Raw genomic sequence first — 16,051 nt, forward strand, 5'->3', positions numbered from 1 at the left:
AATTTATTTTGTCAAGAAGTCTAAAACTTCTTGATTGAAGCGTTCTGGGTTTTGGCGAGCTAATTGGTGTCCTTGTCCTGTGACGAGAACAAATGAAGCATTAGGGATCGTTTTCGCTAAATAAAGCGAATGTTTCAGTTTGATGACATCTTTTTTACCGACGATGATCAGTGTTGGGCAATTGATTTTTTCTAAATGTTCTGTCGTGAGGCCAATATCATGAAGCAATAAATCGATGACCAATAAATGCTGACGTAAATGTGGCTGGAACAGTGCGCGCAACCAAACAAAGAAATAGTGAAAAGCACTGAGTAGTCGTGAGGACCAGAGAACCCCATTCAACCGTGTATTACCCGAATTTAAAATCAAGCGATTGACCCTATCTGGATAATTGCTTGAAAAAACTAAGGCAAGATTGGCTCCATCACTAAATCCCAAGATATTCGCTTGTGAGATTTGTTCCAGCAGCATGACTGTCAATAAATCATCTGCCATCAAACGAAAATTCAATGTTCCTGCTTGATTTGTCGATTGTCCATGCCCGCGACTATCGATGAGATAAATCGTAAAGTATTGTTCTAAAACGGGCACTTGTTCTGAAAAGAAATCACCGCTCCCGTCATTTCCATGAAGTAGCAAGAGGGGAAATCCATGTCCACTTTTTTCATAATAGATGTCAGTACCATCTGCCATTTTTGCAAATTTCTTTTCTCTTTTCACATTTATCACCTACTATTTTGAATTATAACGCTCTTTATCTATTTTAGAAATCGAAACTCTATAAAACGAACGATCATTTTCGTAAGATGAAAGGGAAAATGAAACATTCATTTTTTATTAAATTAAATAAGAAAAAACAGAGAAAAAATAGCCAAGAATGAAAAGAAATAGTAAGATAAAAAAAGATGTCAAATAGCTAGGTGGGTTTGGATGAAGAAAAAAAGAAAATCAATCTCCCGTATGATCGTAGGTCTATTTGTCTTCACGATTCTGGCAACGATTCTTTTTCTATTCGGTAGAACATATCAATCGATCAAGCGTGTAGAAAATTATCAGCCAGAGATTTCGTCAGCATTAGAAAAGTATCAAATGCAAGAACATGAGAATCTAGTGAAGGCAATCATACTTACTGAATCAAGAGGAAATGGTGTCGATTTGATGCAAAGTTCGGAAAGTGCCTATGGACAGATGGGGGCGATCACGACACAAGAAGGAAGTATTGACCAAGGAGTCAAATACCTCTCAGAGATGATAGCTGAGGCGAAAGCATTAGGTTGCGATCTGGCGACAGCGATCCAAGCGTACAATTTTGGCAAAGACTATATTGCTTACGTCAACGAAAGAGGCGGGAAGAACACGGTCCGTTTAGCCGAAGAGTATTCTAGGGATGTGTTGAGTCCGCTTTTAGGCAATGACAACAAAAAAACCTATCGCTATTGGCGAATCCAGTCATTATTGTATAATGGTGGGTATTTATACCATAATGGTGGTAATATGTTTTATGCAGATGTAGTGAAGATGAACCAACAGTTTCTTGAATGGTATGAAAATATTTTTTAAGCCTGTTGGATCGAACCAACTGCAAATCAAAGCAAGACGAATAATGAATACAATGAATGGAAAGAAGGAGTGCTTGGACGAGTGGAAGAAAATCAAAAAGTAATGGAGAAAAGAGAGAATACAACGAAAGATTGGGGATTAAGATTTTTCAAAGGAATGTTTATCGGCTCAGGATTTATCTTGCCGGGAGTGAGCGGAGGAGCTTTAGCAGCAGTATTTGGAATGTATGAGCGGCTGATTTCTTTCTTAGCACATATCACTAGAAACTTTAAAGAAAACGTCTTATTCTTTTTACCAGTCGGCTTAGGTGGTGTCACTGGCGTATTCTTGCTGTCTTTTTTAGTCAGTTTTTTACTAGGGGCCTATGAAACAACGATTTTGTGGTTCTTTGTGGGATGTATTGCTGGAACGGTGCCCGCTTTATGGAAAGAGTCAGGGAAAAAAGGCCGAAACAATACAGATCTCATTATTATGGTTGTGACATTTATTTTAGGTTATCTTTTCTTGTTATATGGTGCCCGTTTATTTGATGGGCAAGTAGAACAAAATGTCTATACCTGGATGATGGCAGGCGGTTTGATTGGTCTCGGAATGATCGTTCCTGGATTAAGTCCGTCGAATTTTTTAGTTTACATGGGACTGTATAAAGCGATGGCTGATGGATTTAAAGAAGTGCGTTTAGAAGTGATCATTCCTATTGCAATCGGCGGAATCGTGTGTGTACTAGGTCTTTCCAAAGTAATGGATTTTATTTTCTCAAAAGCTTATAGCAAATTATTCCATTTTATTCTAGGCATTGTTTTTGCATCCACGATCATGATCATTCCTACAAATTATAGTGGACTTGGCATTTTAGGTATCTTGGCATGTCCAGTGTTATTCATTGCTGGTGCTGCACTAGGCTGGTGGATGAGCCGATTAGAAGAGCAGTATAAGTAGAAGAAGCACAAGAAGAAAAGTCACGTGATCGTTGTATTCAATCAGCCACGTTCTTGATAGATGGTTCGAAGAAACGATTCTCTTCTGTGATTTTTCTAGGTGAAGTATATGGTGAGATAGAAAAATAGAAAACAGATCCGCTGTTTTTTGATTTTTCTATCTTTTTTTAAAATAAAAAAAACGAGTTGTTTTTAATCGTAGAAACAGCTAGACTAATTGAAGTGATTATTTTTGAAAGTTGGCGTGATATGGAAATGAAAGAATTAAAGGGACTTACAGAAAATGAAGTGAGACAAAGACGTGCCTCTGGTCAACAGAATGATTACCAAGAGGATGCTACAAAAAGTACGAAACAAATTTTTAGCGATAATATTTTAACATTATTCAATTTTTTGAACTTAGGAATAGGACTCTGCTTATTACTAGTTGGTGCTTATTCAAATATGGCTTACTTAGCAATTATTTTTGTAAATATCACCATGGGGATCTATCAGGAAATCCATGCGCGTAATCTTGTGCGCCGATTATCAATCGTCTCCCAGGCGGAAGTAACCGTCATTCGTGATGGGAAAGAACAGATGATCGCAACGAAAGAACTAGTTTTAGGCGATCTTGTCAAAATCGGTGCGGGTGAACAGATTCCTTCAGACTTGCAAGTGATCAGTGGTCGGGCAGAGGCAAATGAAGCTTTACTGACCGGTGAATCTGATTTGATCGTCAAAGAGTCAGGAGCAGAATTGCTTTCTGGTAGTTACCTGACTAGTGGCTCTGTCTTTGCTACAGTTGTCCGTGTTGGGGCAGATAATTATGCTGTCCGCTTGACCAACGAAGCAAAAACACACAAGGAAATTCATTCGGAACTTGTGGAATCGATCCGCAAAGTATCTAAGTTTACAAGTTTTGTGATCATTCCTTTAGGGATCATCTTATTCTTGGAAGCTTTGTTCATTCGAAATGCGTCGATCCAACTATCAGTCGTTGCTTCTGCGGCGGCCTTACTGGGAATGTTACCAAAAGGATTAGTGTTATTGATCAGTATCGCATTGACGACTGGTGTAACGAAACTAGCGAAGAAACGAATCTTAGTCCAAGATATGTATTCTATCGAAACACTGGCACATGTAGATACATTATGTCTTGATAAAACAGGGACGATCACCGAAGGAAAAATGAGCATCCAACGAGTCGAACCCTTAAATAAAACCTATGAAAAAATGATTCCAACCATTATGGGAACATATTTAGCTGAAAGTAGCGATAACAATGTCACGATGCGTGCGTTGAGAGAGTATTTCGAGATTTCTAATCGTTACGATGTCGGAGAAAAATTAGCCTTTTCATCTGACCGCAAATGGGGCGCAATGGAATTTCCTGAACTAGGTGTAGTCTATGTCGGGGCTCCGGAACGGTTAGTGGCAGACGATCAGTTGCCGGAAAGTTTAGTGGAAGCCCAGGCCAACGGGTTTCGTGTATTGATGTTAGGTCTTGCTCCCAATCAAACGTTGTCTTCAGGCGATCCTCAAGGGGTTGAACCGATTGCTTTGTTTGAAATCGATGATCCTATCCGTAAAAACGCGCAAGAAACCTTAGCTTATCTACACGAAGAAGGGGTAGACTTGAAAGTGATTTCTGGAGACAATCCTTTTACGGTGTCCAATATTGCGCGACGTGCTGGTTTGCCCAACTATCAATCGTATGTTGATCTATCTGATTTGACAGAAGAAGCAGAAGTCAGAAAAGCGGCGCATCAATATACAGTTTTTGGGCGAGTGAGTCCGCAACAAAAGAAACTCTTAGTCAACGAACTGAAAGCAAGTGGAGGAACAGTTGCAATGACTGGAGATGGCGTAAACGATGTATTGGCTTTACGTGAAGCCGATTGTAGTATTGCGATGGCAGAAGGAGACGGAGCGACACGACAAATTGCTAATCTTGTCTTGTTAGATTCTGATTTTACGACATTGCCCGAGGTATTGTTTGAGGGACGCCGAGTCGTGAATAACGTAACGAAAGTTTCAGGTATTTTCTTTATTAAAACAATCTATTCATTTATCTTATCGATTTTATGTGCAGTGACGGCTATCGGATTCCCATTTATCCCGATCCAGATCACGTTGATCGATCTTGCTATCGAAGGGTATCCCTCTTTCTTCTTATCATTTGAGAATGATAAACGAAAAGTCGATTATCGCTATCTGCCTACTGCGCTAGTCAATGCATTACCTAATGCATTGCTTGTTGCTTTCAATACTGTGGCGATCTACCTGATCGGTCACAACCAAGGTTGGACATCTGGTGAAACAACGACATTGATGTATTATTTATTGATTGGGATCAGCTGTCTGGCAGTGATCAAAGCCTGCTTGCCATTCAATCCATTACGGATTTTCTTAGCAGTTACCACAGTGGTCGGTATTTATGTTGCTGCGATGCTTTTCCATCATATATTAGAAGTCAATCTTGGGTTAGGAAATACTTGGCCATATTTTGTTGGCTTTATGGTTTTGAATGTATTATTACGTTTAGGATATTGGAAATTAGGCATACAAAACAAATTATTGAATAAAGTAAATGCAAATAAAACTCCTCATACTCAAATGGAAGAAAATGTCATATAATCCAGTATCTATCACTTGAAAAAGTATAGGAATATGGTACAATGAAACATGTATAATTGTGTCCTTTAAAATCGCACTGATTTTCGTTAGTGCGATTTTTTACCGGTTATTCTCCTGAAATGTCTTGTCGATGAGTATGAGATATCAACTAATGCAGGGGGTGAGAATATGGCTCAAAGGATCCCTCAAGAGACCATTGAGACGATTCGTAATCAAACGAATATCGTTGAGGTGATTGGGCAATACGTCCAGTTGAAAAAATCTGGGAAGAATTATTTAGGTCTCTGCCCTTTCCATGAAGAACGTACTCCTTCATTTTCGGTGGCGGAAGATAAGCAGATTTTCCATTGCTTTGGTTGTGGAAAAGGTGGGAATGTCTTTACGTTTCTTCAAGAATTGGAAGGTCTGTCTTTTCCAGAAGCAGTAGTCAAGGTCGCTGATTTAGAACAGATCCAACTCGAAGATCAGTGGCGACAACAAACGTCAACTGCTCAAACCGGAGATTCAGCTACTGGTAAATTGATTGCGGCTCATGAAAAAGCAGTAGAAGTTTATCATCACATGTTGTTGCACACAAAAGTAGGTGAGCCAGCGTTAAATTATTTACTCGAACGCGGTCTGACCACCGAGTTGATCGAAGAATTCAAGATCGGTTTTTCGCCAAATGAACGCTCATTTTTACAACAAGTATTCCAAAATGAAGACTATTCTGAGGAAGTATTCCAGCAGTCCGGCTTGTTTGTGACCCATGATGATGGACGGATGTCGGATCGTTTTTATCAACGGATCATGTTTCCTCTTCGTAATGGTCAAGGTCGGACGATCGGGTTTTCTGGTCGTTACTTGGCTGGTGAACACGATACAAAAGATCAACCAAAATATTTGAACAGTCCTGAAACGGATCTGTTCAACAAAAGACAAGTCTTATTCAACTTAGACAAAGCACGTAGTGAGATCCGCAAGTCGGGTGAAATCTTACTATTCGAAGGGTTTATGGATGTTATCGCTGCATGGCAAGCGGGTGTCAAGACTGGTTTAGCCTCCATGGGAACAAGTCTCACGACTCAACAGATTCAGCAGATGGAAAAACTGACAAAAGAATTAGTGTTTTGTTATGATGGTGACCGTGCGGGAGTAGAAGCTACGAACCGAGGCATCGAGCTATTGCGTCAAAATAGTCGAATGCAATTATCTGTCGTAGCGATCCCAGAAAAACTCGATCCAGATGAGTACTTGAGAAAGTATGGGGAAGATGCTTTTCAAGAATTAGTTTTACACGGACGAGAAACCATTTTTGCTTTTAAATCGCGTTATTTGAAGCAAGAAAAAAATCTGGAAAATGAAAAAGATAAAATTGAATATCTTGAAGCGGTACTAAGTGAATTGAGTAAAGTTGTTTCGCCAATCGAACAAGACATGTATTTAACGCAGTTATCAGCAGAATTTCAGCTGAGTCGAGAAACGATGCAAAAACAAATACGTGATCTGCGCCGAAAGAATCAACCAACCAAGCAAGAACAAGCTCAACCAACGACAGAGCAGGTGTCCGTAAAATCTGGAACGATCAGACAAAAACGTCCACTATCTCAGGTTGAAAAAGCAGAACAAATGCTATTGTATCGCGCGTTCAAAGAACTTGCTGTGCGTAATCTACTCAAGGAACAAGGGGTTCAATTTATTCATGATACTTATGCAGAAATCTATTTTTTATTTGATGCGTTTGTATCTCAAAATGGAGAATTCAAACTTGCGGAGTTTTTAGACTTCTTGCAAGATGAAAATTTAAGGCGGATAGTGGTCGAGATCGAATACATGCGAATGGCGGAAGAAAGTACGCCGCGTGAGATCCAAGACTTACTGAGAGTGATCAGTAAATCGGGCTTAGCTGAAGAAATCATAACAAAAAAACAGATGCAGCAAGAAGCACGACGTACCGGGAACAAACAGTTAGAATTGGAATTGACGATTGAGATCATTAATTTAACGAAACAGTTAAAACAAGCCGAATAGCTACTTAAAGGGGGCCTTCTTTTATGGCAAATGGAACAGATGTTAAAAAATATGAAGCAGCAGTGGCAGCGTTCATTAAAGAAAATAAACCAAAAGGGCAAGTGATTTATGATGATCTATCAAATAAACTTGCGACACCATTCACTTTAAATGCAGATGAGATGGATAAGTTGATCCAAAAAGTAGAGGACGCAGGTATCAGCGTCGTTGACGAGAATGGTGAACCATCGATCCACAGTCTGAAAAGTGCTGAGAAAAAAGCAGAACAAGCTAAAACAGAAGATCTTTCTGCACCAACAGGCGTCAAAATCAATGATCCTGTTCGGATGTACCTCAAAGAAATTGGCCGCGTCTCCCTTTTAACTGCAGAAGAAGAAGTAGCATTAGCATTGAAGATCGAAGAAGGTGACCAAGAAGCGAAACAACGCTTGGCTGAAGCCAACCTTCGTTTAGTTGTAAGTATTGCCAAAAGATATGTGGGTCGTGGGATGCAATTTTTAGATTTGATCCAAGAAGGAAATATGGGATTGATGAAAGCTGTTGAAAAATTTGACTACCGTAAAGGGTTCAAATTTTCTACCTACGCAACTTGGTGGATCCGTCAAGCGATCACACGTGCAATTGCTGACCAAGCCCGCACGATTCGTATTCCAGTGCATATGGTAGAAACCATCAATAAATTGATCCGTATTCAACGTCAATTACTACAAGACTTAGGAAGAGAACCAACGCCTGAAGAAATCGGTGCTGAAATGGATCTTCCTACAGAAAAAGTACGCGAAATCTTAAAAATCGCTCAAGAACCTGTCTCATTAGAAACACCAATCGGTGAAGAAGATGATTCGCATTTAGGTGATTTTATCGAGGACCAAGAAGCAACTAGTCCTGCGGAACATGCAGCGTATGAATTACTGAAAGAGCAATTAGAAGATGTCTTAGATACTTTGACAGATCGTGAAGAAAACGTCTTACGTTTGCGTTTTGGCTTAGATGATGGCCGTACACGTACGTTGGAAGAAGTAGGTAAAGTCTTCGGCGTGACTCGTGAACGTATTCGACAAATCGAAGCAAAAGCATTAAGAAAACTTCGCCACCCATCACGCTCAAAACAATTGAAAGATTTCTTGGAATAATCAAGAAATAATTTTTTAAACGAAAAAAACAGATCATTTTTCTTGAATGATAGAAAACCCTCAAAGTAGGAGATCTCTCCAGCTATTGAGGGTTTGTTTTTTATCAAATGATTCAACTGGTTTTCAACAAAGGATCGTTTAAACAGAGTAGTTCATTACGGTCGTTATTTATTTTTTACTGAAGGACTTATTTGTTTTTTTATAAAATCCTTAGGATATCCTATTGGCGTGTGGATTAGATTATGGTAGATTTAATGGTAGCGAAAACCTAGTAAAGGAGCCGATCGCTAAGTGATAAAAAAATGTCCAAAATGTGGATCAGAAAAAATCAAAGATCAATCAAAATGTCCAGAATGTGACTTTGAACCACAACAAGATGAACTAACACAATTACCGCAAACAGATGACAATCAATCGTTAGACGAAACAGCTGAGGAAGTTTATCCAGACAGTATCGTGAATGATCCAATCGAATGGTCAGAACTAAAAGATCTACCATTGGAATCTGTCATGGAGTTGTTTGACTCAAGTGACACGAGCACTGAGTCAAAGGATGATCAAGTAGATAAAAAAGAAAATACCAATCTTGGCAAAGAAAAAACAGAGACAGATCACTCTGCTACCTCTGAGCAAAGAGAAAAAGCGCAGCAGAAAAAACGAGTAGCTGAATTAAAAGAAGCAGTAAACAATGAAGAAGAAAATTCCATTCTAGCTGCTTACATCAAGGCGCATCGTGAAGATACGACTGAAGAACACGCAAAAGAGCTGCTTAGAATGATCGAAACGGCGGCAGCAACGGGTGAGGATTCAGTCGACATTCGCTTGTCGGAAAATACAACGGAGCAAGTTTCTCCTGAAAAATCTCAAGAGGATGCAATAAAAGAGTCACCAGTGGAAAAACCAACAGAAGAAACGATCATTGAAGATACTGTGGTCGAAGATTCTTCAACAAGTACAGAAGAACAAGTAGACGTAATTACAAATATAGAAGAAACTGCCCCAGTTTCTACGGAAGAACCTGTAGAGCCGACTGAACCGATCGAAGAGGAAAGTTCTAAGGTTGAGAGTACGAAAGCTGCTTCAACAGATGCACCGCAACCAAAAGAAGCTCCTGAAACAACTGAACTGGTGGAAACACAGCCGGAACAGACAAAGGTTGAGGAACAAGAAACAAGCAATGCGTCCATCAAAAAAGAAGAATTGCCAAATGATCGAGGATCAAAGAAATCCAAAAAAAGATTATACCTGACGAGTGCGGCAGTGCTTTTACTTGGTGCAGGTGGTTGGATGTATTATGATCATCAGCAAAAAGTCCAAGCAGAAATCGCAGCTGAAACCCAACGTAAACAAGATAAAATGGCTGAATTACAATCAGATTTAGCTGCGTTTTATTTAGATGATGATGAACAGTTCATTCGTACAAGTATGATCAATCAAGACTTGTCAAAATTAAGGGCATCATTGAATGAGGTCAAAGATGAAAAAGGTTATGCAGATCTGGAAAAAACCTTTGAAGATATCCAATCAAAGATCAAACAGATCCAAACGGTCAATGAATGGTTTGTTACACCAGTTATCGCAGATGATCAACTGATCGCAGAACCCAAATTGAAAGCTGACCAAGCAATCCAAAGTTTTGAAACAGAAGATACAGCATTTGGTCAATTGATCGACAAAGCGACAAATGAAGCAACCAAACAGTATCAACAACTTCAAACAGCAAAAGAAAAAACTGCTGTGATCTATGCAGATGGTCAAGTAAAAGATTCAGCAACGAAAGAGCAGTACGAGACAGCAAAAGTAGAAGTGGCGAAAGTAAAAAATGCAGAATTAGTCAAAGCACTTGCGACTGAATTGGATAAAGTCGATGAAGCTTTGACGAAAAAAGAAGAAGCGAAGAAAGCAGAAGAGGCGAAGAAAGCCGAAGAAGCGAAGAAAGCCGAAGAAGCGAAACAAGCGCAGGCACAGGCTGAAGCACAAGCACAAGCACAAGCAGAGGCAGCTGCTCAACAAACTGAGTCGACACAGACAACGCCAGCGACAAATTCCGCAAACCGTCCAATCATGGAAACAAGAGCCAGTGATGTCGCAGATGCATCTAATCCTGCTTGGGATTGGGCGCCAGGAGTCAAAGAAAGTGTGATCGCAACAAGTATTGCACGAGGATATATCGTTGAAGGTGGTTATCGATTAGAGAAAGCTCGCATCGAAAACGGTGAAGGTTACTACAACCTTTATGCGACTTCAACTAAATCGTCATTGATGAGTGGCATCGGCGAAAGTGCACTACCATTTTATATCGTCACGATCAATTGTAAAACTGGTTGGTTTGGTGGGAACGGTAGCAACTAGATGATTGTTAGTTTGCTTTAGTATGACATAGAGTTCTATCAACCTAATTTACTATTCCCTCAAAGCGAAACAACAATGGTCCACAAACAATTTTTCTTTCTATCATAACGTCAAGAATAGGCCTTAGAATCCAAAAATATGAGGATATTTTTGGGTTTTATGGCCTATTTCAGTTGAACGCTTGCGTCTCAACCTTTTATAGAGAATCTCTATCCATAAACCTGTCGTTATGTTATGATAGCAAAGAAATGTTGGAATACAAAGGCCTTTTAGAAAAGGAGAAAAAGATGAACGAATTATTAGCAAATGTCTTTACCGCAATGGTGATTGACGAAAATGAAAAAAATTATTTTGTCCAGAAAAATGGACAAACTTTCCGTTTAAGTAAAGAGGAAGGGGAGCATACGATCGGCGAAGCAGTCGAAGGGTTTGGTTACCAGAATCAAAAACAAGAAAATCGTTTTACAACGGTGATCCCGAAGAGTCGCATCGGACATTATGCCTTTGGAACAGTCACTTCTTCAAGAAAAGATCTAGGTGTCTTTGTTGATATTGGTTTACCGGATAAAGATTTTGTTGTTTCACTGGATGAGCTACCTACAATGACTGAGTTGTGGCCTAAAAAAGGTGATCAGTTGATGATCGCTTTACGTGTCGACGCGAAAGATCGCATTTGGGGAAGTTTAGCAGAAGAAAGAATCTTCAAATCACTAAGTAAGCAAGGTTCAGAAGAATTGAAAAATAAAAACATCTCAGGAATCGCTTATCGTTTGAAGCTGACGGGAACGTATTTGCTGACGGATGATTTTTATATTGGGTTCATCCATCCTTCAGAACGTTACCGCGAACCACGTTTAGGTGAAAAAGTAGAAGGACGCGTAGTTGGGGCTAGACCTGATGGTGTGTTGAATATCTCTTTGAAACCACGTGCACATGAAACGATTTCTGATGATGCACAAATGATCTTAACGATTTTAGAACGTTCGGCAGATCAACAAATCGCATTCACTGACAAATCAGATCCAGATGAGATCATGCGTGCGTTTGGAATCAGTAAAGGAGCATTTAAGCGTGCGATTGGTAATTTATTGAAACAAGGATTGATCAAACAAGAGGATGGCGTGACGAAATTAGCAAAAAAATCTAATTGAGAATGACTTGCATGTTTTTCTCGTCTAGCTTATAATAATTTTAATCTAGAACGGTTGATTAGATATCTTAATTATAATCATTATAAATTGTTGGGGTTGAGAAAAATGGGCATGAATACAATGTCAGTAATGAAAAAAACAAAACAACAGCTACATGAATCTGGGTTTAAACTGACCCCACAACGCGAAGCAACCTTGCTCGTCCTCTTAGAGAACGAAAAAGAACACTTGTCAGCAGAAGAAGTTTTCTTTCTAGTCAAAAAGAAAAACTCTGAGATTGGTTTGGCCACCGTTTATCGGACGTTGGAGATTCTAACGGATCTAAAAGTCATCGACAAAGTCAGCTTCAATGATGGTGTGGCTCGGTATGATCTGCGAAAAGAAGGAGCCAAACATTTTCATCATCATCTCCTGTGCTTAGATTGTGGAACGATCGAGGAAGTCGAAGAAGATCTGCTAAGTGAAGTTGAACAAGTGATCGAACAGCGTTACCACTTTTTTGTCAAAGATCATCGTTTGACCTTTCATGGTATCTGCCAAGAATGCTATAATAAGAAAAAAGAAAGAAAGACCGTCTGAATTGATAGACGGCTTTTTCTTTGAAGTGTCTACGAAAAAATAGACTACCGAAACCAAAGGCTATCTGATATGATAAAGAAGCATGAGGTGAGAATGATGGAAGAAGAAATCAATGAATATCTTCGCTATTTAAGTATCGAGCGTGGATTATCGTTCAATACTCGAAAAAGTTATGAACGAGACTTGAATCAATACTTGCACTATCTGAAAGAACACGAGATAACCTCTTGGCAAACAATTGATCGATTTGTCGTCATCCAATACTTAGAAACGTTGCATGCGGAAAATAAGGCTTCTGCAACGATTACACGTATGATCACAAGTTTAAGAAAATTCCATCAATTTTTGCGACAAGAACGGTATACAGAACAAGATCCAATGCAACATATCGAGACACCGAAGAAAGCCCAAAAGTTGCCAAGTACGTTGTCTTTAAAGGAAGTAGAACGACTGATCGAAACACCTGATACATCGAAAAATTTAGGGATCAGAGATCGCGCTATTTTAGAAGTCATGTATGCAACAGGGATGCGTGTGAGTGAGTTAGTCGGACTGAAGTTAGGCGATTTGCACTTGTCTTTAGGGCTGGTCCAAACCTTAGGTAAAGGAGATAAAGAACGAATCATCCCTTTAGGCGATTATGCGATTCAATGGTTAGAACGTTATTTGGATGAGGTTCGTCCTTTACTAGTCAAAAATCCATCTGAAACCCACGTTTTTTTGAATCATCATGGTTCAGGTCTCTCTCGACAAGGAATATGGAAAAATTTAAAACAACTTGTTCGAGAAGCAGGGATCTACAAAGACGTGACCCCTCATACATTGAGGCATAGTTTTGCGACACATTTACTAGAGAATGGGGCGGATTTACGTACCGTTCAAGAACTATTAGGTCATGCAGATATTTCAACGACACAGATCTATACACATATCACGAAAAAAAGAATGACAGATGTCTACAAGCAGCATTTCCCAAGGGCTTAGTTTATAGGATGGTGAGAAAATGTTAACACATTATCGAAAAGAAAACCGAAAAATCGCGATGGGACTATTGAGCTTTCATAAAAAGTTAAATGCAGAATCAAGTTTACTAAAAGAGATCGATACGTATGAATCTGCTGAGGATTATGAACTTTTTTTCTATACACCTGAAGATTCTACAAATATCCAAGGAGTCATTGGTGTTCATTGGAATGATAAAGATCAGATGACGATTCACGATATTTCGTTGAATCCTTCCTACCGGGGGGAGAATATCGGGTTTCAAATGTTGAATGAATTGCAAGCAAAATACCCTGATGTGTTGATCCATCCAACGGATATCACAGAAGCTTATTTAAGTAGATGGATCAAGGAAAATAAGAAAGAGTGAATGATGTGACAGAAATCAATATCAAATTAGATGTCTTTGAAGGTCCATTAGATTTACTCCTTCATCTGATCCAAGATATGTCGATCGATATTTACGATATCCCGATCGCCACTATCACGGAACAATACATGAACTATATCCATACGATGAAGACGCTTGAGTTAGCTGTGGCAGGAGAATATCTCGTCATGGCGGCAACACTGATGGCAATCAAAAGCAAGACTTTATTGCCTATCCAAGAAGTGAGCAATGACGAAGAAGAATTTTGGGAAGAAGATCCTCGTGACGAATTAGTTAATCAGCTGTTAGAATACCGCAAATTCAAATATGCAGCAGAGAAGCTTACTGAAAAGGCAGAAGAACGTAGTTTGTATTTCACAAAAGAACCTTCTGCAATCGATGAGTTATTGGGTCAAGAAAAACCATTGAAGCGTGGACAAGTGAAAAAAATCGATTTATTTCAAGCCATGCAGAAAATTTTAGAACGAAAGAAATTTGCCCAAAAAGAAGAAAAAACGATCGCACCTGATGATGCGACAATCGAAGAACGAATGACATTTATCCAACAGCGCATCGTCTCTCAAAAAAATGGCTGTTTGTTCGAATCTTTTTTTGAAACGCCTTCTAGAAACGAAGTCGTCACAACATTTTTGGCGATCCTCGAATTGATGAAAAATGGACAGATCGTGGCTCAGCAAGAAAAAAATTATGAATCAATCATGCTTTATCCAGCAGTAGGAGATACACAACATGACGAAATTAAGTGAACTTGAAGCAATCTTATTTATAGTAGGAGAAGAAGGAACGACAATTGAAGAATTGAGTGCCTTACTGACCTATACACGAGAAGAAACGACTGCTTTAGTGGCAGAGTTGGCAGCTAGTTATGAAGCAAATGACAACACAGCGTTACATCTTTTTGAAACAGAAAAACAACTCGTGCTGACTACCAAAAAGGAGTTAGCGCCGATCGTCAAAAGATACGCGCAAGGGACATCGAATACCTTGTCACAAGCGGCAGTCGAAACACTAGCAATCATTGCATATAAGCAACCGATCACTAGAAGTGAGGTTGAGTTGATTCGTGGTGTTCAAGTTTCTGGCGCGATCCAACGCTTGACTGCACACCAACTGATCGAAGAAAAAGGGCGAGTCGATGGACCAGGTCGTCCGATCCTTTACGGGACCACAAGTCATTTTTTAGATTATTTTGGTCTGAGATCGCTAAATGAGTTACCCGATATTCAAGATATCGAACGTTCACTGGAAGAAGACGCACCCCTTGATTTATTTTTTGATGGCGTGCATGAAGGAGAAAACATATAATGGAAAGATTACAAAAAGTAATTGCTCACGCAGGAATTACCTCTCGCCGTAAAGCCGAAGAATATATTTTGGCTGGTCGAGTAAAAGTAAATGGTCAAGTCGTCAAAGAACTTGGCGTAAAAGTTGGCAAACACGATACAGTGGAAGTCGACCAAGTGCCGATCTATCAAGAAGAATATGGCTACTATTTACTTTATAAGCCAAAAGGGGTCATTTCTGCTGTAGCAGATGACAAGGGCCGGAAAGTAGTGACATACCTATTACCAATGGTCAAAGAGCGCATCTATCCAGTTGGACGACTAGATTATGATACTTCTGGCATACTTTTATTGACGAATGATGGTGATTTTGCGCAACGATTGACGCATCCAAAGCATGAAGTTGATAAAGTATATGTTGCCAAAGTCAAAGGGATCGCCACTAAGTCAGCGCTGAATCCATTGACAAAAGGAATCAAAATTGAAGGAAAGAAAACGTCACCTGCAAAGTATGCAATTTTATCTGTTGATCCTCATACGAATCATAGTATCGTAGAATTAACGATCCATGAAGGCCGTAACCACCAAGTAAAAAACATGCTACAAGCCGTCGGGTTACCTGTGCAAAAATTAAAACGAGAAAAATATGGCGAATTGACCTTGCAAGGTTTACGTCCTGGTGAGTATCGTGAGCTGAATAAAAAAGAAATCAGTCAGTTATTGAATCAATCAAAATAAATAACTTACTTTTTGTAAGGTTAAATACCTTGCTTTTTTGTTATGAAATAAGTATAATAAAAAGGTAAACAAAAATTAGATATGGTTCGTCTTCAGGGGCAGGGTGAAATTCCCGACCGGTGGTTATAGTCCACGACCTACTTTTGCGAGTAGCTGAATCGGTGAAATTCCGATACCGACAGTAAAGTCTGGATAAAGAAGATAGAGCTTATTTGGCATACGTATGTACAAATGACTCTAACTCTATTTTCCCCTGCGAAAATAGAGTTTTTTTGTTTGTGTTTACGTGGTTGAA

Annotated in this window: 14 protein-coding genes and 1 riboswitch; of the genes, 13 read left to right on the top strand and 1 reads right to left on the bottom strand. The window is 39.4% G+C overall.

The genetic code is table 11. The features are described 5' to 3' along the window. Positions 1 to 3: 3 nt before the first annotated feature. Positions 4 to 720 carry an alpha/beta fold hydrolase gene (locus EM4838_RS04875; RefSeq protein ID WP_010735792.1) on the bottom strand — a complete coding sequence of 239 codons (717 nt, stop codon included), beginning with the start codon at positions 718 to 720 and terminating at the stop codon, positions 4 to 6. 210 nt (positions 721 to 930) lie between these two features. Between EM4838_RS04875 and EM4838_RS04880 the strand changes: the two genes are divergently transcribed. From EM4838_RS04880 to EM4838_RS04940, 13 genes are all read left to right on the top strand, one after another. Then, a complete protein-coding gene (locus tag EM4838_RS04880) occupies positions 931 to 1,560 on the top strand; it encodes a lysozyme family protein (RefSeq protein ID WP_071866347.1) in 630 nt (209 codons plus the stop codon). A gap of 102 nt (positions 1,561 to 1,662) precedes the next feature. Then, positions 1,663 to 2,499: a DUF368 domain-containing protein gene (locus EM4838_RS04885; protein ID WP_066025637.1), complete on the top strand. Its 837-nt coding sequence runs from the start codon at positions 1,663 to 1,665 to the stop codon at positions 2,497 to 2,499. 248 nt (positions 2,500 to 2,747) lie between these two features. Next, on the top strand, positions 2,748 to 5,117 hold the full coding sequence (locus EM4838_RS04890; RefSeq protein ID WP_179948053.1) for a cation-translocating P-type ATPase: 2,370 nt from the start codon (positions 2,748 to 2,750) through the stop codon (positions 5,115 to 5,117). 168 nt (positions 5,118 to 5,285) lie between these two features. Beyond that, on the top strand, positions 5,286 to 7,127 hold the full coding sequence (gene dnaG / locus EM4838_RS04895; RefSeq protein ID WP_071866349.1) for a DNA primase: 1,842 nt from the start codon (positions 5,286 to 5,288) through the stop codon (positions 7,125 to 7,127). Between the two features lie 23 nt (positions 7,128 to 7,150). After that, on the top strand, positions 7,151 to 8,260 hold the full coding sequence (rpoD, locus tag EM4838_RS04900; RefSeq protein WP_010735787.1) for an RNA polymerase sigma factor RpoD: 1,110 nt from the start codon (positions 7,151 to 7,153) through the stop codon (positions 8,258 to 8,260). A gap of 291 nt (positions 8,261 to 8,551) precedes the next feature. Further along, positions 8,552 to 10,612 carry a cell division site-positioning protein MapZ family protein gene (locus EM4838_RS04905; protein ID WP_071866350.1) on the top strand — a complete coding sequence of 687 codons (2,061 nt, stop codon included), beginning with the start codon at positions 8,552 to 8,554 and terminating at the stop codon, positions 10,610 to 10,612. A 287-nt stretch (positions 10,613 to 10,899) separates the two neighbouring features. Beyond that, positions 10,900 to 11,763: a CvfB family protein gene (locus EM4838_RS04910; RefSeq protein WP_071866351.1), complete on the top strand. Its 864-nt coding sequence runs from the start codon at positions 10,900 to 10,902 to the stop codon at positions 11,761 to 11,763. A 105-nt stretch (positions 11,764 to 11,868) separates the two neighbouring features. Then, a complete protein-coding gene (gene fur, locus EM4838_RS04915) occupies positions 11,869 to 12,342 on the top strand; it encodes a ferric iron uptake transcriptional regulator (protein WP_023519469.1) in 474 nt (157 codons plus the stop codon). A 96-nt stretch (positions 12,343 to 12,438) separates the two neighbouring features. Beyond that, positions 12,439 to 13,326, top strand: coding sequence for a site-specific tyrosine recombinase XerD (xerD, locus tag EM4838_RS04920; RefSeq protein WP_071866352.1), 888 nt, complete (start codon positions 12,439 to 12,441; stop codon positions 13,324 to 13,326). Positions 13,327 to 13,345: 19 nt separating this feature from the next. Further along, a complete protein-coding gene (locus EM4838_RS04925; protein ID WP_071866353.1) occupies positions 13,346 to 13,714 on the top strand; it encodes a GNAT family N-acetyltransferase in 369 nt (122 codons plus the stop codon). Continuing rightward, positions 13,711 to 14,481: a segregation/condensation protein A gene (locus EM4838_RS04930; RefSeq protein WP_269149416.1), complete on the top strand. Its 771-nt coding sequence runs from the start codon at positions 13,711 to 13,713 to the stop codon at positions 14,479 to 14,481. The genes EM4838_RS04925 and EM4838_RS04930 overlap by 4 nt, the downstream gene beginning before the upstream one ends. Further along, positions 14,465 to 15,040 carry an SMC-Scp complex subunit ScpB gene (scpB, locus tag EM4838_RS04935; RefSeq protein ID WP_010735780.1) on the top strand — a complete coding sequence of 192 codons (576 nt, stop codon included), beginning with the start codon at positions 14,465 to 14,467 and terminating at the stop codon, positions 15,038 to 15,040. The genes EM4838_RS04930 and scpB overlap by 17 nt, the downstream gene beginning before the upstream one ends. Next, the gene (locus EM4838_RS04940; protein WP_071866354.1) at positions 15,040 to 15,756 is read left to right on the top strand and encodes a pseudouridine synthase; all 717 of its coding nucleotides are present in this window, start codon (positions 15,040 to 15,042) and stop codon (positions 15,754 to 15,756) included. The genes scpB and EM4838_RS04940 overlap by 1 nt, the downstream gene beginning before the upstream one ends. Before the next feature lie 84 nt (positions 15,757 to 15,840). Beyond that, a riboswitch (FMN riboswitch) is annotated at positions 15,841 to 15,963 on the top strand. Positions 15,964 to 16,051 lie beyond the last annotated feature (88 nt).

The organism is Enterococcus mundtii, assembly GCF_002813755.1.
In the GTDB taxonomy this organism is placed as follows: Bacteria; Bacillota; Bacilli; order Lactobacillales; family Enterococcaceae; genus Enterococcus_B; species Enterococcus_B mundtii.